Origin of the sequence: Tistlia consotensis USBA 355, assembly GCF_900177295.1 — a bacterium.
In the GTDB taxonomy this organism is placed as follows: Bacteria; Pseudomonadota; Alphaproteobacteria; order Kiloniellales; family DSM-21159; genus Tistlia; species Tistlia consotensis.
The window spans coordinates 12364-34228 of sequence record NZ_FWZX01000020.1; the positions used below are offsets into that span (position 1 = coordinate 12364).

Genomic DNA, 21865 nt, shown 5'->3' on the forward strand with positions numbered 1-21865 from the left:
GCCTCAGCTGGCCCAGCGGATCTGCCGGCTCTGGGACGAGACCTCGGGCGCCCGGTGGAAGCTGCCGTCCTTCATCACCGCCAGGATCCGCTTCCGGTCCTGCAGGATGCGGATGTTCGACAGCGGGTCGCCGTCGACCAGGATCAGGTCGGCGAGGAAGCCCTCGCGGACCTGGCCCAGCTCGTCCGGCTTGCCCATGATCTGGCCGCCGTACCTGGTCGCCGAGACGATCGCCTCCATCGGCGACATGCCGATCATCTCGACGAAGTACTCCAGGTCCTTGGCATTGGTGCCGTGGGGCGTCCAGGCGAAGCCGTAGTCGCCGCCGGGCAGCACGCGGATGCCGCGGCGGTGCATCTTGCGCATGGTCTCGACCGCGGCCTCGAGCTCGCGCTTGTACATCAGCGCCAGCGGCCCGTTCGGGTCGATGCCCCACTTCTCGGCGTGGCTCGAGGTCATGACCAGCCAGGCGAGGCCGGGGGCGACGAAGAAGCGGTCCTTCTGCGCCTCCAGCATGTCCAGCGCCTCCTCGTCGGCGAAGGAGGCGTGGTAGACGATCTCGATGCCGTGGCGGACGCACATCTTCACCGATTCTGCCGAGCGGGCGTGGGCGCAGACCCGCTTGCCGCGGCGCCTGGCCTCCGAGACCGCGACCGCGGCCTCCTCGTCGGTCATCGGCGTCTCCTCGGCGCCGACGCCGGCGATCTCCTCGCCCGAGAGGTTCAGCTTCAAGAGGTCGACGCCGTACTTGATGAAGCGGCGCACGACCGCGCGCATCTCCTCGGCGCCGCTGACCACGACGCCGAACGACAGCTCGGGGATGTCGATGTGCGGCGGCGAGGTGTCGCCGAGGCCGCCGAGCGTGGCGATCTCCTGGCCGTTGGCGAGGTAGCGCGGCCCCGGGATCGTGCCGGCGTTGATCGCGTTGCGGATCACCACGTCGAGCCGCGGCTTGGCGGCGGCGGCGCCGACCGCGCTGGTGAAGCCCATGTCGAGGTAGGTCTTGGCGACGCCGGCGGAGAACAGGGTGTGCTCCTCCGGCGGCATGCGCTGGATCGCCTCCAGGCTGTCCTGGTCGTTCCAGCTGAAGTGGGCATGGGCGTCGCACAGACCCGGCATCAGGGTCGCGCCGGCGCCGTCGATCACAGTCTGCCCCCCAGATCCCCCGACGCCTCCGCTGCGGGCGCCGCCGGCCATGCCGCCATAGCCGCCGCGGCTGACCCGCCTGATGCGGTTGCCCTGAACCAGGACCTCGCCGGTCGCCGGCGCGTCGCCGCTGCCGTCCAGGATGCGAACGTTGGTGAACAGAACCTCGCCCATCCTCTCCTCCCTCCGCGCGCACCGGGGCGCGCTGCTTGGATCTTTTCCGTGCCGCCGGTCTGTCGCCGGCTTGCGGCACGCGCCCGAGCGGGCGCCCGTCCCTGGCGCCTAGCGCACCCGGGCCAGGAAGCTGCCGAGCTCGCGGCTGCACTCGGCCGCCTTCTCGATCGGCGTCCAGTGGCCGCAGCGGCCCAGCACCGTGGCGCTGCTGTCCTTCAGGGCCTGGTCCATGGCCCTGACCGTCGCCGGCGGCGCCACCCGGTCCTCGTCGCCGGTCATCAGCAGCACCGGGCAGCCGATCAGCGACAGGTCGGCGGCCTTCGCCTCGGCCAGCGCCTCGCAGGTCGCGCCGTAGCCCTCACCGGGCTGGCGCATCAGGCTCTCCCGCACGAAGGCCGCCGCCGCCGGGTTGTCGCTGCGCGTCGCCGCGGCGGTCGAGGCCTGCAGCGTCGCCTCGGCGATCTCCGCCATGCCCTCCCGGCGCGCCTTGGCGCCGCGCTCCCGGAGGCCCTGGCGATTGGCCTCGGGCGGCTCCGGGAAGGGGCCGAACAGCGCCAGGCTGCGGACCAGCGAGGGCCGGCGCGCCGCCAGGTGCTGGCAGAGGATCGTGCCCATCGAGTGGCCGACCAGGTGGGCGCGCGGCGCGCCGAGCACGCCGAGCAGCGCCTCCAGCTTCTCGACCAGCGCGTCGACCGTCAGCTTGCCGCCCTGCCCCGCCGGCAGCGGCGAGCGGCCGGAGCCCGGCAGGTCGGGGCGGATCATGCGGTAGCGGCCAGCGAGCGCCAGGACCTGCGGCGTCCAGCTGTTCGAGGTGCCGCCCAGGCCGTGCACGAAGAGCACGGGGTCGCCGGCACCCTCGACCTCGACGGCCAGGCCTTCGATCGTCTGCGTGCCCACTCGGCTCCCTCCCCTTCCCGCTCTCGTCTCTTGCCCGCCGGTCTCTTGCCCGCCGGCCGCTCAGGCGGCGGCCGAGGCCCTGGCGGCATCCCAGGCGACGACCGGGTTCTCCAGCTCGCCGATGCCGTCGATGGCGATGCGCACGCTGTCGCCGGCCTGGAGATAGCGCGGCGGGTCGAAGCCGATGCCGACGCCGGCCGGCGTGCCGGTCGCGATCAGGTCGCCGGGCTTCAGCGTGATGCCGGCCGAGATCGTCTCGATCAGGGTCGGCACGTCGAAGATCAGCTGCCTCATCGCCGCCTCCTGGCGCAGCTCGCCGTTGACCCAGCAGCGGATCATCGCGTCCTCCAGGTCGAAGGCGTCGGCGGTCGTCGCGACCGGGCCCATCGGGCAGAAGCCGTCCTGGGACTTGCCGATCAGCCACTGGCTGTGGCGGCCCTGCAGGTCGCGGGCCGTGACGTCGTTGACGATGGCGTAGCCCCAGACGTGGTCCAGCGCCTCGGCCTTGGGGATCGCGCGGCCGCCGCGGCCGACGATCACCGCCAGCTCGGCCTCGTAGTCGATCGCCTGCGAGACCTTCGGGTCGATCGGGATGCCGGCGCCGTGCGGCACGACGCAGTCGGGCAGCTTCGAGAAGACGATCGGCGCCTTCGGCACGGCGCCGGCGGCGGCGCTGGAATCGAAGCCGCTCTTCGAGAACTCCTCGGCGTGGTCGTAGTAGTTCTTGCCGACGCAGAAGATGTTGCGGATCGGCCGCGGCACGGCCGGCAGCGGCCGCAGCGACGCCGTCTCCAGGCGCTCGCCGGTCTCGGCGACCGGCCGTCCGGCGAGCTGCCGGTCGATCACCGCGAGCACGCCACGCGCCGCCTCGGCGCCCGGCAGGTCGAGCGGATGGACGGCCGCCGCGTCCTCCGACAGCCGGCCGACGCCGGTGGCCCCGGCCCTCTCGAACACGACGTAGCGCATGGCCCCTCCTCCCTCGGCATCGAGGCCGTTCCGCGCCGCTCCCGGCAGCTTCGCCTCGATTGAGCCAATTGATCCAAAACTGAACCAATTGCCCCCGTTGTTCGCCAGATACTCCAGACGAGCGGAATATCTGTCAATCAGATTCATCCTCAACGGAATTTTATTGCGGCGCAGCGGACCTTGGATCAGTATTGGTTCAGATGGAGATTGCCATGACCGATCTCGTGCTCGGCCGCTCGGCCGCCAAGGTGCTCGACGGCGTGCGCCAGCGCATCCAGGCCGGCGAGCTGACCGAAGGCGCGCAGCTGCCGACCGAGCGCGAGCTCGCCGCCGCCTTCGGCGTCGCCCGCAACACCGTGCGCCAGGCGCTCGACCGCCTGGAGAGCGACGGCATCCTGGTCCGCCAGGTCGGGCGCGGCACCTTCGTGCGCCAGGGCCTGCGCGGGCAGGCCTCCGCCCCCGCCCCGGCCCAGAGCCAGGGCGTCACGCTGAGCCAGCGGATGCGCGAGGCGAGCCCGGCCGACCTGATGGAGGTCCGCCTGATCATCGAGCCGCAGTCGGCGGCCCTGGCGGCCAACCGGGCCAGCTCCAACGACCTCGAGCGGATCCGCGAGGCGCTGCGCGCCTCGATCTCGGCGCGCGGCCTCGCCGAGTTCGAGCACTGGGACGCCCAGCTGCACCTGCGCGTCTTCGAGGCGACCAAGAACGCCGTGCTGATCGACTACTGCCGGGCGATCAACCGGGTGCGCGACGAGCCGGCCTGGTACCAGCTGAAGAAGCGCACCGTGACGCCCGAGCTGCGCACGGTCTACGACCGCCAGCACTCGAGCCTGGTCGAGGCGCTCGCCGAGCACGACCCCGAGGGCGCCCGCGAAGCGATGCGCGCGCACCTGCTGCGCGTCCGCCAGAATATGCTGGGCGAGGGGTAGCGCCCTTCGATTTCCCTCTCTGCCCCTCCGGGGCGGAGAGGGTCAGGGAGAGGTGGGGGTTGGGCCCTCTCCGGCCGCACCAGCGCTGGACGCGTGTCCCCCTCACCTCTCCCCGACCCTCTCCCCTCCCCAAGGGGAGCGGAGAGGGAGCTTCAGGGTCAGATGATCTCGAAGTAGCGCTGCAGCTCCCAGTCGGTGATCGCCTTGCGGAACTCGCGCTCCTCCCACTCGCGGGACTGGGCGTAGTGCTCGACGAAGTCGTCGCCGAACAGCTCGCGCGCGGCCTTCGAGCGGCGCAGCCGGCCGGCCGCCTCGTAGAGCGTCGCCGGCAGGCCCTGCTTCGCCGGCGTCTTGCGTGCGTAGGCGTTGCCCTCGAGCGGCGGGGTCGGCTCGATCCTGTGCTCGATGCCCCAGAGCCCCGAGCCGATCGCCGCGGCGATGGCGATGTAGGGATTGATGTCGGCGGCGGCGATCCGGTACTCGACGCGCTGCGACTTCGGCGCGCCGGGGATCGCGCGCAGGGCACAGGTCCGGTTCTCGACGCCCCAGGTCGCCGAGGTCGGCGCCCAGAAGCCGGGGATGAGGCGGCTGTAGCTGTTCACCGTCGAGGCGACCATGGCCAGGATCTCGGGCATCAGGGCCTGCTGGCCGCCGATGAACCAGCGCATCGTGTCGGAGATGTTCGAGGGCTTGGACGGGTCGTGGAACACCGCCTTGCCGCCCTTGCCCTTGAGCGAGATGTGGATATGGCCCGACTGGCCCGGCCAGTCGGGCGACCACTTGGCCATGAAGGTCGCCATCCAGCCGAGGCGCTGCGCCAGCACCTTGGTGAAGGTCTTGAAGAGCGCCGCCTTGTCGGCCGCCTTGAGCGCCTCGTCGTAGAGCAGCGCGGCCTCCAGCACGCCCGGGCCGGTCTCGGTGTGCAGGCCCTCGATCGGCATGTCCATGGCCACGCAGAACTCCAGCAGCTCGGCATAGAACTCGGCGTGCACCGAGTTGCGCAGCATCGAGTAGCCGTAGAAGCCCGGCGTGATGTTGGTCAGGTCGCGGTAGTGCTTCTCGCGCACCGAGTGCGGCGTCTCCTCGAACAGGAAGAACTCGAACTCGCAGGCGGCGCTGGCGGTGAAGCCCATGTCCTTGGCGCGGTCCAGGACCCGGCGCAGCAGGCCGCGCGGACAGAGCGCCTCGGCCCGGCCGGTGAACTCGGCGAGGAACAGCAGGGTCTCGGGCTCGAAGGGCAGCTCGCGGCAGGTCTCGGGCAGGATGCGCACCAGGGCGTCCGGGAAGGCGGTGTGCCAGCCGGTGAACTCCGCCGAGTCGTAGAGCTGGTCGTTGCTGTCCCAGCCCAGCACGACGTCGCAGAAGCCGAAGCCGCTCTCCAGCGCCGAGAGGAACTTGTCGCGCGCCATGTACTTGCCGCGCATCACCCCGTCGGCATCGAACACCCCGACCTTGAGGTACTTGAGGTCGCGCTCCTCGATGATCTTGCGGGCGTCCGCCGCGCTCTTCACTTCTCTCGCGTCCATCCCCTGTCTCCCCTTCTGCATCGCCCCGCGCGTACAGCCGGCCGCGGCGCAGCACTGTAGCGCGGCAGCACTGTAGCGCGATTGCCGGCCGCCGCCAGGGGGGTGCAGCAATACCTCACAGGACAGCCTGCCATTCCGCTCTTCCAGCGGGACCGTCGGCCGGCTATAGCCCGGCGCCATGACCCGCTGCCTGCTGACCGAGCCGATCCATCCCGAGGGCGTCGCCCGCCTGGAGGCCGCCGGCCTCGTCGTCGAGCGCCTGGCCGCCCCGGACCGCGCCCTGCTGGCCGAGGCGCTGCCGCGCGCCGAGGCGGTGATCACCCGGATCTTCGGCCTGACCGCCGGGGAGATCGCCCTCGCCGGCGGCCTCAGGGTGATCGGCAAGCACGGCGTCGGCTTCGACATGATCGACGTCGCCGCCGCCGCGCGCCGCGGCATCCCGGTGATCTTCACACCCGGCGCCAACGCCCGCAGCGTCGCCGAGGCCGCCCTCGCCTTCCTCTTCGCCCTGGCCCGCGAGCTGCTGCCGGCCGACCGGGCGCTGCGCGACGGCGACGCCGCCTACAAGGGCCGGGCCCGGCCAAGGGAGCTGGCCGGGCTGACCCTGGCGGTGCTCGGCTACGGCGCGACCGGCCGGACCCTCGCCGGCCTCGCCGCCGGTCTCGGACTGACGGTCAAGGTCTGGGCCCGACCGGGCCGCGCCGCGGCGATCGCCGCCGACGGCCACGCGCCCGCCGGCGACCTCGAGGCCCTGCTGGCCGAGGCCGACGCCGTCTCGCTGCACCTGCCGCTGACCGACGAGACCCGCGGCCTGATCTCGGCGGAGCGGCTGGCGCGGATGAAGCCCGACGCCTTCCTGATCAACACCAGCCGCGGCGGCCTGGTCGACGAGGCGGCCCTGGCCGCGGCCCTGACCGCGGGCCGGCTCGGCGGCGCCGGCCTCGACGACCTGACGCCGGCCATGGCCGCGCCCGGCTCGCCGCTGCTGCGGGCGCCGAACTGCCTGGTCAGCCCCCACACCGCCGCCTCGACCGACGGCGCGCTCAGGGCCATGAGCCTGGCCTGCGTCGAGCAGGTTCTGGCGGTGCTGGCCGGCCGGCGCCCGAGCCATCTCGTGGTCCCGGCGGTCTGGCCCGAGGGCGCTGAGGGTCCGCGGCCGGTCGGGTGAGCGGCGAGACGATCCGGCGCGAGCGGCCCCCTCACCCTCCCACGCTTCGCGTGGGCCCCTCCCTCTCCCCGAAGGGGCGAGGGATCGACAAGGGCGCTCGGTGCGTACCCTCGCCCCTCGGGGGAGAGGGAGGGGCCCGCGGCCGTCAGGCCGTGGGAGGGTGAGGGGGCCGCCGGCTACTCCCCGGCCAGCTCCAGCACCGCCTCCGCCTTGCGCCGCGCCCGCCTTCGCCGAAGCGCTCAGATCGTCCGCCCGCCGTCGACCGGGAAGACCACGCCGGTGACCATCGAGGCCTCGTCGGAGGCGAGGTAGAGCGCGGCGTTGGCGATGTCCTGGGGCTTGCTCATCCGGCCGAGCGGAATGGTCGCCAGGAACTTCGCCCGCAGCTCCGGGCTGTCGCCGCCCATGAAGGTCGTCGTCAGGCCGGTCTCGCCGATCACCGGCGCGATGCAGTTGACCCGGATGTTGTCCTTGGCCAGCTCGGCCGCCATCGACTGCGACAGGGTGTTCACCGCGCCCTTGGTCGCGTTGTACCAGCTGAGCCCCGCGCGCGGGCTGATGCCGGCGGTCGAGCCGATATTGACGACGACGCCGTGGCCCCGGGCGCGCATCACCGGCAGCGTCGCCCGGGTCATGTGGTAGATCGACTTGACGTTGACCGCGAAGACCTTGTCGAAGCTGGCCTCGTCGACCTCCAGCATCGGCTGGTTGCGGTGGCTCCAGCCGGCATTGTTGACGACAATGTCGACCCCGCCGAAGGTCGCCAGCATGCGCTCGACCGCGGCGGCGACCGCCGGGCCGGAGGTCACGTCGCACGTGATCGCGAGCGCCTTGCCGCCGTCCGCGGCGATCTCCGCGGCGACCCGCTCGGCGCCGGCCTTGTCGATGTCGAGCACCGCGACCTCCGCGCCCTCGCGCGCGAAGGTCTTCGCGATCGCCTCGCCGAAGCCGGACGCGGCCCCCGTGACCAGTGCCGTCTTGCCCTCGAGCCGCATGCCGCCGCCTCCCTCGCTCCGCTTGTGATGCGCCGTTCTACAGCGGGAAGTGCCGCGGGATCACCCCCCTCCGTCAGGGGCAGGCGAAACGGCGACCGGAGGTGGCGGTGGCGGCGGAAGGCAGCGCGGCGCCCCGGCCCGCAGGGCGCGAGACCGACCGGAACGAAACCCGGGACGGTCGAAGGCCGCTTGCCCGGCGCCGCGATCTGCGTCACGGTGCCACACAGGATGGGTGGGGGAAATCAACTTCTGCGCGCCGCCGCGGCGGCCTTCTTGGTGGTGGCATGCCTTTGGCAGCCGGTCGTCGATGCGCGCGCCGACAGCCTGCCGATCGGCGTCGTCAAGACCGCCCAGGGCAAGGTCGAGCTGCTTCGCGGCAGCGACTCTATCGTCGCCGAGGTCGGCTCCGACGTTCACCTGAAGGATCGCCTGCGCACCGGAGCGGACGGGTCCGTGGGCGTGACGCTCGACGACGGCACGCTGATCTCCCTCGGGCCGAACTCGCTCTTCGAGTTCAGCGAGTTCGAGTATGCGCCGCAGCGCGGAGCCTTCGGCTTCCTCGGCTCGGCACTCGGCGGGACCATGGTCTATTCCTCCGGCAAGGTCGGCAAGCTGGCGCCCGAGAAGACCCGGATCCGGACGCCGATCTCGGTGATCGCGGTCCGCGGCACGCGCTTCGCCGTGCGCCTGCCGGAAGCCTCGGGGAACTGAGCGATGGCCGGCGGCTCGCCCAGGCGCTCCGGCTTCGCGGCGCTCGTCGCGGCTCTCGCCCTGTCCGCCTGCACCGCCGGGCCGTTCGATGCCGGCCGCCTGGCGACCGCCAAGCCGCCCGAATCCGCTTTCGACCGCGTGCTCGTCCAGGAGTACGTCCAGCTCGGCGACCTCGAGCGGGCGGAGGAGGACTGGCAGGACGCGGCGGGCTTCTACCGGCGGGCCGAGCAGGTCGCCGCGGCCGAGCGCGTCGAGCCGGAAGCGCTGGAGGCGCGCGATCTCCCGGCGGCCGACCGACCGGTGCTGGCGGCGGCGCGCGACCGCCTGACCCGTGCGCTCGCGGGCGGCGCCCGGGCGCTGACCCCCGAGGCGGCGGCACGGGCCCAGGCCGGCTTCGACTGCTGGATGCAGGAGCAGGAGGAGGCGCACCAGCCCGACGACATCGCCGCCTGCCGGCAGGCCTTCGAGACCGCCATGGCGGAGGTCGAGCGGAGCCTCAACGGCGCGGTCGTCGTGCTGCTGGCCGATGCCCACGGCGCGGTCGGCGCCGTCGACCTGAGCAATGCCCGGGGCTCCGTGACGCTCTCGTCCCTGCGCGCCACCGCGGTCGTCCCGGGCGCCGGCGCGGCGCCGGACGCCGCCGGCACTCTCGCATCGCAGGACGTCGAGGAGATCTTCGGCCGCGCCCTTGCCGCCCAGCCGGCGGCACCGGTCACGGTCCGCCTCTACTTCGAGACCGGGACCGACCGCCTGACGCCGGCGTCGCAGGCCGAGCTGCCGGCGATCCTCGACCTGATCCGCAAGCGGGTCGTGCCCGGCGTCGAGATCGCCGGCCATACCGACCGGGTCGGCTCCGCGACGATCAACGATCGCCTCGCGCTGCGCCGCGCCGAGCTGGTCCGGGACATGGTCCTGAAGCTGGGGGTTCCGTCCCGCCTCGTGCGGGTCGAATCCTTCGGCGAACGCGATCCGGTGATACCGACCGCGGACGGCGTCGACGAGCCGCGCAATCGGCGTGTCGAAATAACCGTGCGCTGACCGGCCTGTCGTGATGCGGCGGCTCCAGCGGCGCATCCGGACCGACAGCGCGCCGGGCATGCCTGCCGCGCGGGCCGGTGCGTTCGGTCCCGAGCCGCCGCCGGTCACCCCGAAACGCAGCCCCCTGGTCGGCGCTGCGTTGCTGGCGATTCTCCTGCTCGCCTGGTCCGCCGACCTGACGCCGATCGCCGCCCTGCGGCTCTGGGGCTTCGATCTCGCCTCGTCGCTGCGCCCGGAAGCCGCCGGGAACCCGCAGGTGGCGGCGGTCGAGATCGACGACGAGAGCCTCGCCAGGGACGGCCGGTGGCCCTGGCCGCGCGACCTGCTCGGCAGGGTCGTGGCACGGCTGGCCGAGCAGGGCGCCGCCGCTGTCGTGCTCGACATCCTGCTGGCCGAACCCGACCGCCTGGGCGAGCGCGACGCCTCCCTGGCGTCGGCGATGGCGCTCCTGCCGGTGGTGTCGGGGGCCGCGGTCCCGGCCAGCCTTCCCCTGTCGGCGGAGCGCGACCCGATCGTCGGACGCTTCGCGACCCGCGGCGTGCCGGATCTCGCGCGCCTGCCCCACGCGAGCGCCATCCTGCGCGCCCTGCCGGTGCTCGAGGGCGCCGCCGCCGGCGTCGGGCTGGTCAACCTCTATCCGGATCTCGACGGCGCGACCCGGACGGTGCCCGGCGCCGTCGCCGTCGGCGCGAGGCTGGTCCCCGGCCTGGCGATCGAGGCGGTGCGCGTCGCCGCGGGCGCGCCGAACCTGATCCTCGAGATGCCGACGCGGCTGGGCGCGGAGGGCATAGCGATCGCCGGCCACCTGGTGCCGACCGACGCCCGCGGCCGGATCTGGATCGATTCCCGGAACCCCGACCGGATACCGGTCGTCGCCGCGCACCGGCTGCTGTCGGGCGAGACGCCGGACGCCGAGGTCGCCGGCCGAGTGGTCGTGCTGGGCGTCTCGGCCTCCGGCATCGCGGCCACGCTGCGGACCGCGTCCGGCAAGGGCGTGCCGAGCTCCCTGTTCCAGGCGATGGCGGTGGATTCGATTCTGTCCGGGACCGTGATGGAGCGGCCGCCGGTCATGCCGCTCGTCGAGGCCGGCGTCGCCGTGGCGCTCGGCTTGGCGATCGTGGCGGCCTCACCCTGGCTCAGCCTGCCCCTGCTCGCCGCGCTCGCCGCCGGGCTGGCGGCAGGGCTGGCGGCAGGGGCGGCCGCGCTGGCGCTCGGGACGGGCCTGCTGGCGGACGCGAGCTTTCCCCTGCTCACGGGCCTGGTGCTGACCGGCCAGGTCGCCGTCGTCCGGCTGCGCGAGCAGATCCTCATCCGACGCCAGCAGTCGGCGATCCTGGCGCGCCAGGATGCCTACATGCGGCAGGTCGTGGACGCGAGCTTCGACGCCATCGTCACGGTCGATGCCGAGGCCCGCATCCTCACGGCGAACGCCGGCGCCGAGCGGCTGTTCGGCGTCCCGCTGCGCGACCTGCCCGGCAGGCGCATCGACGAGCTGCTCACCGGCTTCTGGGCCGAGGCCATGGGCGACCAGGCCGACCAGCGGGCCCTGGGCGACGCGGCCCGCAGCCGGCAGGTGATCGCCGCGACCGCCGTCCACTCGCAGGGCGCGCGGATACCGGTCGAGATGACCATTGCCGAGACCGAGATGGAGCAGCCGGTCTTCGCGATCGTGCTGCGCGACATCAGCGCCCGGATCGGCGCCGAGGAGGCGGCGCGCCGGGCCGGCGAGCGGCTGCACGACGGCGTCGGGCGGATCACCGACGGCTTCGCCCTGTTCGGACCCGACCGGCGCCTGGTGGTCTGCAACGCCCGCTTCGTCGCGATGCTCGGCGAGGCCGGCGCCGACGCCGCGCCCGGCGTCCGCTACGACAGCCTGATGGCGCGCTACGCGCGCAGCGCCGGTGCGCCGGTTGATGCCGCGGCGCGGACCGACGCCTGGCTGTCGGAGCGCATGGAGGCCTTCTCGACCGGCCGACCGCCTCGGATCCAGGAGTGCCTCGACGGCCGCTGGTTCCGAATCGACGAGCGGCCGACCGCCGAAGGCGGCCTCGTCGGCGTCTATTCCGACATCACGGAGCTGAAGCGCCACGAGATGGAGATGGCGGAGGCCATGCACCGCGCCGAGGCCGCCAGCTTGGCGAAATCGGAGTTCCTGGCGAACATGAGCCACGAGCTGAGGACGCCGCTCAACGCCGTGATCGGCTTCGCGGACCTGATGAAGCGGGAGCTCTTCGGGCCGCTCGGCAACGAGCACTACCGCTCCTACGTGGCCGACATCATCGAGAGCGGCTCGAAGCTGCTGGCGATGATCGAGTCGATCCTGGAATTCGCACGGTCCGAGCAGAAGGAGCTCACCAGGCCTGCGGGGCAGAGCCGGCTGGACGAGGTCGTCGGCGCGGTGCTGCGCGACCTCCATCCGACGGCGCTGGAGCAGCGGGTCGATCTGCAGACCGACCTCGACGACGGCCTGCCGGCCCTGGCGGTCGACGCCTCGGTCCTCTACCAGATCCTGCAGAACCTGGTGTCGAACGCGATCAAGTTCTCGAAGCCCGGAACCGCGGTCCGCGTCCGGACCTTCGTCGATGCCGACGGCGGCCCCGCGATGGCGGTCAAGGATCGCGGGATCGGGATCCCGGCGGAGCTGATCGACCGGCTGACCCAGCCGTTCTGGCAGCGCCAGAGCGCGCTGGTCCGCTCCCACGAGGGCGTCGGACTGGGCCTCGCCATCGTCAAGTCGCACGTCGACAACCTGAAGGGAGAGCTGGTGTTCGAGAGCCGGGTCGGCGAAGGCACCACGGCGACCGTGCACCTGCCGGCGACCTGCCTGGCCGAGCCGGTCTGAGCGTGCGGACGGGGCCGCGGATCATCCGCCTCGCCGCGGCCCGGCCGGTGCCGCCGGATGCCGCCGCACCAGCCGCCACTCGTGCCAGATCAGCGCCATCACGAAGAGGTCGAAGACCGTCAGGACGATCAGCCCGAGCGAGTGGCTGTAGGAGTAGCGGTAGAGCTGGTAGGCGATGAAGCCCGCCAGGGCGGCCAGCGACGCCGGGTAGGCCCAGAGCCGGTTCCGCAGCAGCCCGACGACCAGCAGGATCTTCACCAGCCCGTGGCCGAGCAGATAGGCGGCATAGAAGGACTTGGTGCCGAGCGACAGATGCTGGGCCATCTCGAGCAGCCGGTTCGCCACGAAGTCGCGCGGGTCCTCGATCAGCTCGTCCTGGGTCAGCCGGCCGACCCAGTCGGCGATGGTCGCGGTGCTGACCAGATAGAGCGCGATGCCGCCCAGGCACTCGATCAGCGCGTGGGCGCCCTTGAGCAGCACGCTGATCTCGAAGACCTGGTGGATGCGGCGCTCGTTCACGGCCCGGCCTCGGCTATCGCCTCTCGAGGGCACACCGGCAGCCGCGGCGAGGCGGGAGCCTCCCGCCACGCCGCGCCCGCCCGCGACTCCTCGAGGCGAGCCTAGCCGACCCGCGGGCCGCGCCGAAGCGCCCGCGACGATCCGCGGAAGGCCGCCCCCTACTCCGCCGCGGCCCACTGGGCGCGGCGCGCGGCCGGGCGCTTGTGGAACTGGCCGTCCTTCATGATCGCCAGCAGCCGGTCCCTGTCCTGCAGGATCGAGACGTCCTTCGAGGGATCGCCGTCGACCAGCAGCAGGTCGGCCAGCCAGCCGTCCTTGACCAGGCCGATCTCGGCGCCGAACAGCTCGCCGCCGAACTTCGTCGCCGCGACGATCGCCTCCATCGGCGTCCAGTCCATGAGCTTGACGAAGTGCTCCAGGTCGCGGGCATTGGTGCCGATCGGGTTCCAGGCGAAGCCGTAGTCGCCGCCGGGTAGCACGCGCACGCCACGCCTCTTCAGGGCCTTCATGTTCTCGACGCCCTTCTCCAGCTCGGCGGCGAAGAAGCGCGCGACCGGGTGGTTCTCGTCGATGCCGTAGCCGCGGCCCTCGCCGATCGCGGTCACGTAGGCCATGCCGGCGGTCGGCGCGACGAAGACCTCGTCCTTGCGCGCCTCCAGCATGTCCAGCGCCTCTTCGTCCGACAGGGTCGCGTGGTAGACGACCCGGACGCCCTGGCGGCAGCACATCTTGACGCTCTCGGCCGAGCGGGCGTGGGCCGCGACGTTCTTGCCCCGGCTGCGCCCGACCTCGCAGACCGCGGCGACCTCGGCCTCGTTCATGATCGTCTCGTGGGCCCGGGCGAAGGGGATGAACTCGTCGCCGGCCGGGTTGATCTTCAGGGTGTCGACGCCCTCTCGCACCATGACCCGGGCCATCTTGCGGAACTCGTCCGGGCCGTCGCAGGGGATCGCGAAGGTCTCGCGGTGCATGTGCCAGCGGCGCACGTCGCCGAGGCCGCTGGTCGGCGTCAGCTCGGGGCTGGCGGCGCGCATGCGCGGACCCGGGATCTCGCCGGCGTCGATGGCGTTGCGGATCACGACGTCGAGCCGCGCCTTGGCCGCCGCCGCCGAGAACAGCGCGGTGAAGCCCTGGTCGAGCATCACCTTCGCGTACTTCATCGACTGCAGGGTGTGCTCCTCCGGCGGCACGTCGCCGAGCGACTCCAGGTCCGGGGTGTTGCAGAAGCTGATGTGGGCGTGGGCCTCGATCAGGCCCGGCATCAGGGTCGCGCCGCCGCCCTCGACGGCCTCTGCCCCGGCGGCCTCTGCCAGGGCCTCCCCGGCCCTGGCGACCTTGCGGATCCGGTTGCCGCGCACCAGCACCTGGCCGTCGAAGGGCTCAGCGCCGCTGCCGTCGATGACGCGCACCCCGGTGAACAGAACGTCGGTCATGGCTCTCCTCCTCCCGCCGCGGGAAGTGCGCCGCAGGTGCGCACAACCTCACTAAACTTTTCATTCCCTTCGCATTGCTGCGATGCAACGCCGATCCGCTGCATTGCAGAAATTTTCCTGCGTAGTCGCAAATCTTTCGCCCATCTTGCCACATAAATGAGCCAGATTACGCAGCTTTCTGTCGTTCCGACGCGCCGGAACGGTTGACAGAAGTTTAGTTCGAGAGTTTAGTTCGACTAAACCGGTGGGGAGAATCAGGGCCGTTCGGGGGTTCCGCCGGGTGCGCCTGCCTCGAGGCAGGCGCCGACAACAAGAGCCGGGACGGCCGATGATGGGAGGAACACATGCGGACAATGAGGGCCTGTCTCGCCGCCGCGCTCACGGCGGCCGGTTTTTTCGGCGCCGGCATCTCGGGCGCCGCCGCGCAGGACAAGCAGATCACCCTGTGCTGGGCTGCCTGGGATCCGGCCAACGCGCTGGTCGAGCTGTCCAAGGACTTCACGGCCAAGACCGGCATCCAGATGAAGTTCGAGTTCGTGCCCTGGACCAACTTCGCCGACCGCTTCCTCAACGAGCTCAACTCGCACGGCAAGCTGTGCGACCTGATGATCGGCGACAGCCAGTGGATCGGCGGCGCGGCGGAGAACGGCAACTACGTCAAGCTGAACGACTTCTTCGAGAAAGAAGGCATCAGCATGGACAACTTCATGCCGGCGACCGTCCTCGGCTATTCGGAATGGCCGAAGAACACGCCCAACTACTGGGCCTTGCCGGCCATGGGCGACGCCGAGGGCTGGACCTATCGCAAGGACTGGTTCTCGCGGCCCGAGCTCAAGGCCGAGTTCAAGAAGCAGTACGGCCGCGAGCTCGCCGTGCCGAAGACGCTCGACGAGCTGACCGACATCGCGAAGTTCTTCCAGGGCCGCGAGATCGACGGCAAGAAGGTCTACGGTGCCGCCATCTTCACCGAGCGCGGCTCGGAAGGCATCACCATGGGCGTCTCGAACTTCCTCTACCCCTACGGCTTCAAGTACGAGGACCCGAAGAAGCCCTACCACATGGACGGCTTCGTCAACTCGGCCGACTCGGTTAAGGGGCTCGAGGCCTACAAGAAGCTCTACGACTGCTGCACGCCGCCGGGGCACTCCAACGCCTACATGCAGGAGGATCTCGACGCCTTCAAGTCGGGTCAGGTGGCGCTCCAGATGAACTGGTTCGCCTTCTTCCCGGGGCTCTACAAGGACCCGAACGTCGGCGGCGACAAGATCGGCTTCTTCGTCAATCCGGGCGAGAAGACGGTCGGCTCCCAGCTCGGCGGCCAGGGCATCTCCGTGGTCGCCTACTCGGACCACAAGGAAGAGGCGCTGCAGTACATCAAGTGGTTCGCCTCCGACGCCGTGCAGAAGAAGTGGTGGCAGCTCGGCGGCTACTCCTGCGCCAAGTCGGTGCTCAACGATCCGAACTTCCCCAGCACGGCGCCTTTCGCCGCCGACTTCCTGAAGGCGATGGGCCAGGTGATCGACTTCTGGGCCGAGCCCTCCTACGCCCAGCTGCTCCAGGCCGAGCAGAAGCGCGTCCACGACTACGTGGTCGCCGGGCAGGGCACGGCGCAGGAGGCGCTCGACGGGCTCGTCAAGGACTGGACGGAGGTCTTCCAGGAGGACGGCAAGCTCTGACGCGACGACCGCGACAGGGGCTTCCGGGAGCCGCAGTGCCACGGCATGCGGCCCCGGAGCCCCGGCGGACCCGGGATGAAGCCCGCGCGGCGGCGATGCGACCGCCCTCCCCGGCTCCGCCAGCGGCCGGCCGGGACGATGGGGCAAGCAGGACCGCGCCCGCTCCCGCCCGGAGCGGGGCGAACGACCGAGATCGAAGCCAGGCAGCGATGATGGACGAGCTGAGCAATTCCCCGACGATCGCGCTCAAGGCCGCCGCGGCGACGCCCGACAGGGTCGCCCGCCGGCTCCAGGGACTTTCGGACCGCACGCTCGCCTGGCTGTTCATCTCGCCGACGGTCCTGCTGCTCCTGGCCATCAACATCTTCCCGCTGTTCTGGACGGTCTACCTCTCCTTCACGAACTACCGGGCCAACCGGCCGAACGCGCCGCTGCGCTGGTTCGGCGCCGAGTGGTACCACAGGATCCTGAGCGACCCCGACATCTGGGCGGCGATGCAGGTGACGGCGCGCTTCGTGGTCGCGACGATCGTCATCGAGACCGTGCTCGGCTTCGCGCTCGCCTGGCTGATCGACAAGAAGTTCCGCGGCCACGGCTTCTGGACCACGATGATCCTGCTGCCGATGATGCTGTCGCCGGCGGTGGTCGGAAACTTCTGGAAATTCCTGTACCAGCCGCAGATCGGGCTCTTCAACTACGCGATCTCGTTCCTGACCGGGGTCGATCCCTCGTCGTTCCAGATGCTGGGCGACGTGAGCCTCAGCCCCTGGGCGATCGTCATCGTCGATGTCTGGATGTGGACGCCCTACGTCATGCTCATCTGCCTGGCGGGGCTGCGCTCGATCCCCGACTACCTCTACGAGGCGGCCGAGGTCGACCGGGCGTCCAGCTGGCGCCAGTTCTGCTCGATCACGCTGCCCATGGCGCTGCCCTTCATCATGCTCGCCGTGCTGTTCCGCGGCATCGAGAACTTCAAGATGTTCGACATGGTGAACCTGCTGACCGGCGGCGGCCCGGGCTCGACGACGGAGGTCGCCTCCATCACCCTCAAGCGGCAGGCCTTCGAGGCCTGGCGCACGGGCTATTCCTCGGCCTTCGCCGTCATCCTGTTCGTGGCCGTCTTCGGGCTCGCCAACATCTACGTGAAGGCTCTCAACAGGGTGAAGAGCCGATGACCTCCGCCAACGCCGCCCACTCCGTCGTCGCGCCGCGGCCGCTCACCCAGCGCCTCGCCGGCGCGGCCGTCATCCTCTACGCGCTGGTGACGATGATACCGCTGGTCTGGATCGGGCTGACGTCGTTCAAGTCGCCGGAGGACTCGATCTCCTATCCGCCGAAGCTGCTGTTCCAGCCGACGCTCGAGGGCTACTGCAACCTCTTCACCACGCGCACGCGCCAGACGCCGGAGTTCATCGCGAAGCTGCCGCCGGCGACGAGCACCTGCGAGGTCATCTCGCGCTCGCGCAACATGGTCATCGCCGGCCCGTCGAACTACGTGCCGCGCTTCGTCAACTCGCTGATCATCGGCTTCGGCTCGACGGTTTTCGCCGTGGCGCTCGGCACCTTCGCGGCCTACGGCTTCTCGCGCTTCAAGGTGCCGCTCGCCGACGACCTGCTGTTCTTCATCCTGTCGACGCGGATGATGCCGCCGATCGCCGTCGCAATCCCGATCTATCTCATGTATCGCGAGCTCGGCCTCTCCGACACCAGGCTCGGGATGGTCCTGCTCTACACCGCGGTCAACGTCTCGCTCGCCGTCTGGCTGCTCAAGGGCTTCATCGACGAGATCCCGCGCGAGTACGAGGAGGCGGCGATGATCGACGGCTATTCGCGGCTCCGGGCCTTCTGGAAGGTCGTGCTGCCGCAGGCCACGACCGGCATTGCCGCAACGGCGATCTTCTGCCTGATCTTCGCCTGGAACGAGTACGCCTTCGCGGTGCTGCTCACCTCGGGCAACGCGCAGACGGAGCCGCCCTTCATCCCGATCATCATCGGCGAGGGTGGGCAGGACTGGCCGGCGGTGGCGGCCGGCACGACGATCTTCCTGGTGCCGATCCTCGTCTTCACCATTCTCCTGCGCAAACACCTGCTGCGCGGCATCACCTTCGGGGCGGTGCGCCGATGATCGGCCTGCCGACCCCCAGCGACCGCCCGACCGCCCTCGACCGCCCGGCGCCCGCCGCCCGCCGCTGGCCGCGCTGGCTGCGCCGCGGCCCGATGGAGGGCCTCGCGACCGCCCTGATCGCGTTCGGCATCTTCATGCTGATGCAGCCCGTCTCGCTGGCCCTCTACGGGCACTCCTTCGCGGTCATCCTGACCGGCACGCTGGCCTTTGTCGTGGTCAGCCACTTCCCGGAGTAGGACGATGGCCGAGATCCGCATCGAGCAGCTGCACAAGGCCTTCGGCGAGTTCGTCGCGGTCCGCGAGTCGAACTTCACCATCGCGGACGGCGAGTTCTTCGTCATGCTCGGCCCCTCGGGTTGCGGCAAGACGACGACGCTGCGCATGATCGCCGGGCTCGAGCTGCCGACCTCCGGGCGCATCCTGCTCGACGGCGAGGACGTCACCTTCCGGCGCGGCTCCGAGCGCGACATCGCCTTCGTGTTCCAGCTCTTCGCCCTCTATCCCCACATGAACGTGCGCCAGAACATCTCCTTCCCGCTGCGCGTCCAGCGCCTGCCGCGGCGCGAGGTCCGGCAGCGCACCGAGGAGGTCGCGCGCCTGCTGCGCATCGACCAGCTGCTCGAGCGGCCGGTCGGCGGGCTGTCGAGCGGCGACCGTCAGCGCGTCGCGCTCGGCCGGGCGATCGTGCGGCGCGCCAAGGCCTTCCTGATGGACGAGCCGCTCGGCGCGCTCGACGCCGAGTTCCGCGAGCTGATGTGCGAGGAGCTGCGCCTGCTGCACGGCCGGATCGGCGCGACCACGGTCTACGTCACCCACGACCAGATCGAGGCCATGTCGATGGCCGACCGGATCTGCGTCATGGACCGCGGCGAGGTGCTTCAGGTGGCACCGCCGATGGAGGTCTACGAGCGCCCGGCGACCCGCTTCGTCGCGGGCTTCATCGGCAGCCCCGCCATGAACTTCCTGCCGGCCCGGGGGGCGCTGGCACCGGGCCGCGACAGCATCGCGGTCAGCGGCCACGAGGTCCCCATGCCGCGCCTGCACGAAGGCCTGGTCGGCCCCGATGCCGTGCTCGGCGTGCGCCCCGAGCATATCCGGATCGGCGGCCCCGAGGGCCAGGACGCCCCGCTGCGCGGCCGCGTCTTCGGCGTCGAGTACATGGGCACGCGCCAGCTCGTCACGGTCGACACCGACGCCGGGCGGCTCAAGGTGCGCGCGCCCAACACCCTGAAGGTCGGCGACGGCGAGCTGGTCGGCCTGGCCTTCGAGCGCGAGCGCCTGGTGGTCTTCGATCCGGCCACCGACCGGGCGCTCAGGAGCGACCTCCACGCCGGCGCCGCGGGAGCCGCCCATGGCTGAGGTCCGCCTGGAGGGAGTCGGCAAGCGCTTCGGCGAGACCCAGGCGATCGCCGGGCTCGACCTGACCGTCGGCGACGGCGAGTTCGTCGTGCTGCTCGGCCCGACCGGCGCCGGCAAGACCACGACCCTGCGCCTGGTCGCCGGGCTGGAGCGGCCGGACGAGGGCCGGGTCGCGATCGGCGGGCAGGACGTCACGGGGGTCGCGCCGGCCGAGCGCGACGTCTGCTTCGTGTTCCAGCAGTACTCGCTCTATCCGCACTACAGCGTCTACGACAACCTGGCCTTCCCGCTGCGCGCGCCGGCCCGCCGCCTGCCGGCCGGGGAGATCGACAAGCGGGTGCGCGAGGTCGCCGAGCTGCTGCGCATCGGCGGCAAGCTGAAGAACCGGGCGACCCACCTGTCCGGCGGCGAGATGCAGCGCGTCGCGATCGGCCGGGCCCTGGTGCGGCGCCCGGCGATCTACCTGATGGACGAGCCGCTGTCCTCGCTGGACGCCAAGCTGCGCGAGGACCTGCGCATCGAGCTGAAGCGCATCCAGCGCGACCTCGGCGCGACGGTGCTCTACGTCACCCACGACCAGCTCGAGGCGATGACCCTGGCCGACCGGATCGGCGTGCTGGCCGAGGGCCGGCTGGTCCAGATCGGCACGCCGCGCGCGGTCTACGAGCGGCCCGACAGCCTCTACGTCGCGCGCCGCCTGGGCAGCCCGCAGATCACCGTGCTGCCGGCCGGCAGCCTGGGGGTGACCCGCCTGCCGCCGGGCACCGACCGGATCGGCGTCCGGGCCGAGGACCTGCTGCTGCACCAGCCGGGCGGCCTGGAGGCCGAGGCCCTGACCGTCGAGCACCTGGGGGTCGAGACGGTCGTGCTGCTGCGCGTCGGCGAGCTGCAGGTCCACGCCCTGCTCGGCGGCCAGGCACCGCTGCAGGCCGGCGAGCGCACGACCGTGGCGGTGCGCCCGGGTGCCGCCCTCGCCTTCGACGCCGAGGGCCGGCGCATCGAGACCCGGGGCAACGACGAGACACGGGAGGCCGCCTATGGCACCTGACGACCTCCGCGACCTGATCGCCCGCAGCGCCGCGACCATCGCTGCGCACGAGGAGGAGCTGACCAGCCTCGACCGGGCGATCGGCGACGGCGACCACGGCGCCAACATGAAGCGCGGCTTCTCGGCCGTCGCCGAGCAGGCCGACGCCCTGGCCGGGCTGCCGCTCGGCGAGGCGCTGCAGAAGGCCGGCATGACCCTGATCATGAAGGTCGGCGGCGCCTCCGGCCCGCTCTACGGCTCGCTGCTGATGGCCATGGGCAAGGCCCTGCCCGACGGCGGCCCGGCCGACCTCGCCGGGGTCGCCGCCATGCTGGCGGCCGGCGTCGAGGCGGTGAAGGCGCGCGGCAAGTCGGACGCCGGCGCCAAGACCATGCTCGACGTGCTGGTGCCGCTGGCCAGGGCCCTGCAGTCGGCGGATGCCGGGACCGCGGCCGCGGCGGCGATCGCGACGGCGCGCCGCACCGCCGACGAAGCGCTGGCCGCGACCCGCGACATGAAGGCAACCAAGGGCCGCGCCTCGTTCCTGGGCGAGCGCTCGATCGGCCACCTCGACCCCGGGGCGCGCTCCAGCGCCCTGCTCGTCCACGCCGCCTGCGACTTTCTAGAGGACCGTTCATGACCGACTGCGTCGCCATCGTCATCGTTTCCCACTCGCTCGACGTCGCCAGGGGCGCCGCCGACATGGTCCGCGAGATGGTCGGGAACGAGGTGCCGGTCGCCTTCTGCGGCGGCAATCCGGCGGGCGGCCTGGGCACCGACGTCGCGGCGATCCAGGCGGCGATCGAGTCGGTCTACCGGCCGAAGGGCGTCGCGCTGCTGGTCGACCTGGGCGGCGCCGAGACCAACAGCGAGGTCGCCATCGAGCTGCTGCCGGAGGCGATGCGCGGCCACGTCACGATCTGCAACGCGCCGATCGTCGAGGGCGCGGTGATGGCTGCGACCGAGGCCGCCGGCGGCGCCAGCCTGGAGACCGTGCGGGCGACCGCCGAGGAGTTCCTGTCGTGACCGAGGGCGCCGGCGGCGCGGCCGCGGCCACCCCGATCGCCGAGGGCAGCGCGACCCTCGGCGACCCGACCGGCCTGCACGCCCGGCCCGCGGTCAAGCTGACCAAGCAGGCCAAGGGCTTCGAGGCCGAGGTCCAGGTCCGCGCCGGCGAGGCCGGCACCTGGGTCAACGCCAAGTCGCCGAACGCCGTGATGAAGCTCAAGGCCGGCCATGGCGAGCGCCTCTTCTTCCGCGCCGACGGCGCCGATGCCGAGGCGGCGGTCGCCGCCCTGGTCGCGCTGGTCGAGCGCGACTTCGCCGGATAGCGC

The 21865-nt window shown here is 71.6% G+C and carries 21 protein-coding genes; 14 read left to right on the forward strand and 7 right to left on the reverse strand.

Going from position 1 to position 21865, the window contains the following annotated elements; translation table 11 throughout:
* Positions 1 to 3: 3 nt before the first annotated feature.
* From B9O00_RS20690 to B9O00_RS20700, 3 genes are all read right to left on the reverse strand, one after another.
* A complete protein-coding gene (locus tag B9O00_RS20690; RefSeq protein ID WP_085124635.1) occupies positions 4 to 1320 on the reverse strand; it encodes a metal-dependent hydrolase family protein in 1317 nt (438 codons plus the stop codon).
* A gap of 108 nt (positions 1321 to 1428) precedes the next feature.
* Positions 1429 to 2217: an alpha/beta fold hydrolase gene (locus B9O00_RS20695; RefSeq protein WP_085124636.1), complete on the reverse strand. Its 789-nt coding sequence runs from the start codon at positions 2215 to 2217 to the stop codon at positions 1429 to 1431.
* Between the two features lie 60 nt (positions 2218 to 2277).
* Positions 2278 to 3183 carry a fumarylacetoacetate hydrolase family protein gene (locus B9O00_RS20700; protein WP_085124637.1) on the reverse strand — a complete coding sequence of 302 codons (906 nt, stop codon included), beginning with the start codon at positions 3181 to 3183 and terminating at the stop codon, positions 2278 to 2280.
* 212 nt (positions 3184 to 3395) lie between these two features.
* Between B9O00_RS20700 and B9O00_RS20705 the strand changes: the two genes are divergently transcribed.
* Entirely contained in the window at positions 3396 to 4112 is a 717-nt protein-coding gene (locus B9O00_RS20705) for a FadR/GntR family transcriptional regulator (protein WP_159460277.1), read from the forward strand.
* A 158-nt stretch (positions 4113 to 4270) separates the two neighbouring features.
* Here the strand turns inward: B9O00_RS20705 and B9O00_RS20710 are convergent, their stop codons facing one another.
* Positions 4271 to 5638 (reverse strand): glutamine synthetase family protein, encoded by a 1368-nt coding sequence (locus B9O00_RS20710; RefSeq protein WP_085124639.1) that lies wholly within the window; start codon positions 5636 to 5638, stop codon positions 4271 to 4273.
* 178 nt (positions 5639 to 5816) lie between these two features.
* Between B9O00_RS20710 and B9O00_RS20715 the strand changes: the two genes are divergently transcribed.
* Positions 5817 to 6806, forward strand: a complete 990-nt coding sequence (locus tag B9O00_RS20715; protein ID WP_085124640.1) for an NAD(P)-dependent oxidoreductase — start codon at positions 5817 to 5819, stop codon at positions 6804 to 6806.
* Positions 6807 to 7045: 239 nt separating this feature from the next.
* On the opposite strand, the gene B9O00_RS20720 is transcribed toward B9O00_RS20715, so the two are convergent.
* Positions 7046 to 7801 (reverse strand): SDR family oxidoreductase, encoded by a 756-nt coding sequence (locus tag B9O00_RS20720; protein ID WP_085124641.1) that lies wholly within the window; start codon positions 7799 to 7801, stop codon positions 7046 to 7048.
* Between the two features lie 189 nt (positions 7802 to 7990).
* Between B9O00_RS20720 and B9O00_RS20725 the strand changes: the two genes are divergently transcribed.
* From B9O00_RS20725 to B9O00_RS20735, 3 genes are read left to right on the forward strand one after another with little or no spacing between them, the layout of a single operon-like run.
* On the forward strand, positions 7991 to 8512 hold the full coding sequence (locus tag B9O00_RS20725; RefSeq protein WP_159460278.1) for a FecR family protein: 522 nt from the start codon (positions 7991 to 7993) through the stop codon (positions 8510 to 8512).
* 3 nt (positions 8513 to 8515) lie between these two features.
* The gene (locus B9O00_RS20730; RefSeq protein ID WP_085124643.1) at positions 8516 to 9550 is read left to right on the forward strand and encodes an OmpA family protein; all 1035 of its coding nucleotides are present in this window, start codon (positions 8516 to 8518) and stop codon (positions 9548 to 9550) included.
* A gap of 58 nt (positions 9551 to 9608) precedes the next feature.
* A complete protein-coding gene (locus B9O00_RS20735) occupies positions 9609 to 12392 on the forward strand; it encodes a CHASE2 domain-containing protein (RefSeq protein WP_159460279.1) in 2784 nt (927 codons plus the stop codon).
* A 21-nt stretch (positions 12393 to 12413) separates the two neighbouring features.
* Here B9O00_RS20735 and B9O00_RS20740 read toward each other — a convergent pair whose 3' ends face one another.
* Positions 12414 to 12911, reverse strand: a complete 498-nt coding sequence (locus tag B9O00_RS20740) for a DUF2127 domain-containing protein (RefSeq protein ID WP_085124645.1) — start codon at positions 12909 to 12911, stop codon at positions 12414 to 12416.
* Positions 12912 to 13069: 158 nt separating this feature from the next.
* Positions 13070 to 14344, reverse strand: a complete 1275-nt coding sequence (locus tag B9O00_RS20745; RefSeq protein WP_085124646.1) for a metal-dependent hydrolase family protein — start codon at positions 14342 to 14344, stop codon at positions 13070 to 13072.
* 344 nt (positions 14345 to 14688) lie between these two features.
* Between B9O00_RS20745 and B9O00_RS20750 the strand changes: the two genes are divergently transcribed.
* From B9O00_RS20750 to B9O00_RS20790, 9 genes are all read left to right on the forward strand, one after another.
* The gene (locus tag B9O00_RS20750; RefSeq protein ID WP_085124647.1) at positions 14689 to 16020 is read left to right on the forward strand and encodes an ABC transporter substrate-binding protein; all 1332 of its coding nucleotides are present in this window, start codon (positions 14689 to 14691) and stop codon (positions 16018 to 16020) included.
* A gap of 209 nt (positions 16021 to 16229) precedes the next feature.
* Positions 16230 to 17195 carry a carbohydrate ABC transporter permease gene (locus tag B9O00_RS20755; protein ID WP_200808602.1) on the forward strand — a complete coding sequence of 322 codons (966 nt, stop codon included), beginning with the start codon at positions 16230 to 16232 and terminating at the stop codon, positions 17193 to 17195.
* Positions 17192 to 18145 (forward strand): carbohydrate ABC transporter permease, encoded by a 954-nt coding sequence (locus B9O00_RS20760; protein ID WP_085124648.1) that lies wholly within the window; start codon positions 17192 to 17194, stop codon positions 18143 to 18145. Before B9O00_RS20755 ends, B9O00_RS20760 begins: the two co-directional genes overlap by 4 nt.
* Positions 18142 to 18381: a hypothetical protein gene (locus tag B9O00_RS20765; RefSeq protein WP_085124649.1), complete on the forward strand. Its 240-nt coding sequence runs from the start codon at positions 18142 to 18144 to the stop codon at positions 18379 to 18381. Before B9O00_RS20760 ends, B9O00_RS20765 begins: the two co-directional genes overlap by 4 nt.
* Positions 18382 to 18385: 4 nt before the next feature.
* Entirely contained in the window at positions 18386 to 19504 is a 1119-nt protein-coding gene (locus B9O00_RS20770; protein ID WP_085124650.1) for an ABC transporter ATP-binding protein, read from the forward strand.
* Positions 19497 to 20552: an ABC transporter ATP-binding protein gene (locus B9O00_RS20775; RefSeq protein WP_085124651.1), complete on the forward strand. Its 1056-nt coding sequence runs from the start codon at positions 19497 to 19499 to the stop codon at positions 20550 to 20552. The genes B9O00_RS20770 and B9O00_RS20775 overlap by 8 nt, the downstream gene beginning before the upstream one ends.
* A complete protein-coding gene (gene dhaL / locus B9O00_RS20780; protein WP_085124652.1) occupies positions 20542 to 21171 on the forward strand; it encodes a dihydroxyacetone kinase subunit DhaL in 630 nt (209 codons plus the stop codon). Before B9O00_RS20775 ends, dhaL begins: the two co-directional genes overlap by 11 nt.
* Entirely contained in the window at positions 21168 to 21557 is a 390-nt protein-coding gene (gene dhaM, locus B9O00_RS20785) for a dihydroxyacetone kinase phosphoryl donor subunit DhaM (protein ID WP_085124653.1), read from the forward strand. Before dhaL ends, dhaM begins: the two co-directional genes overlap by 4 nt.
* A complete protein-coding gene (locus B9O00_RS20790; RefSeq protein ID WP_200808603.1) occupies positions 21554 to 21862 on the forward strand; it encodes an HPr family phosphocarrier protein in 309 nt (102 codons plus the stop codon). The genes dhaM and B9O00_RS20790 overlap by 4 nt, the downstream gene beginning before the upstream one ends.
* The last annotated feature ends 3 nt before the right edge of the window (positions 21863 to 21865 follow it).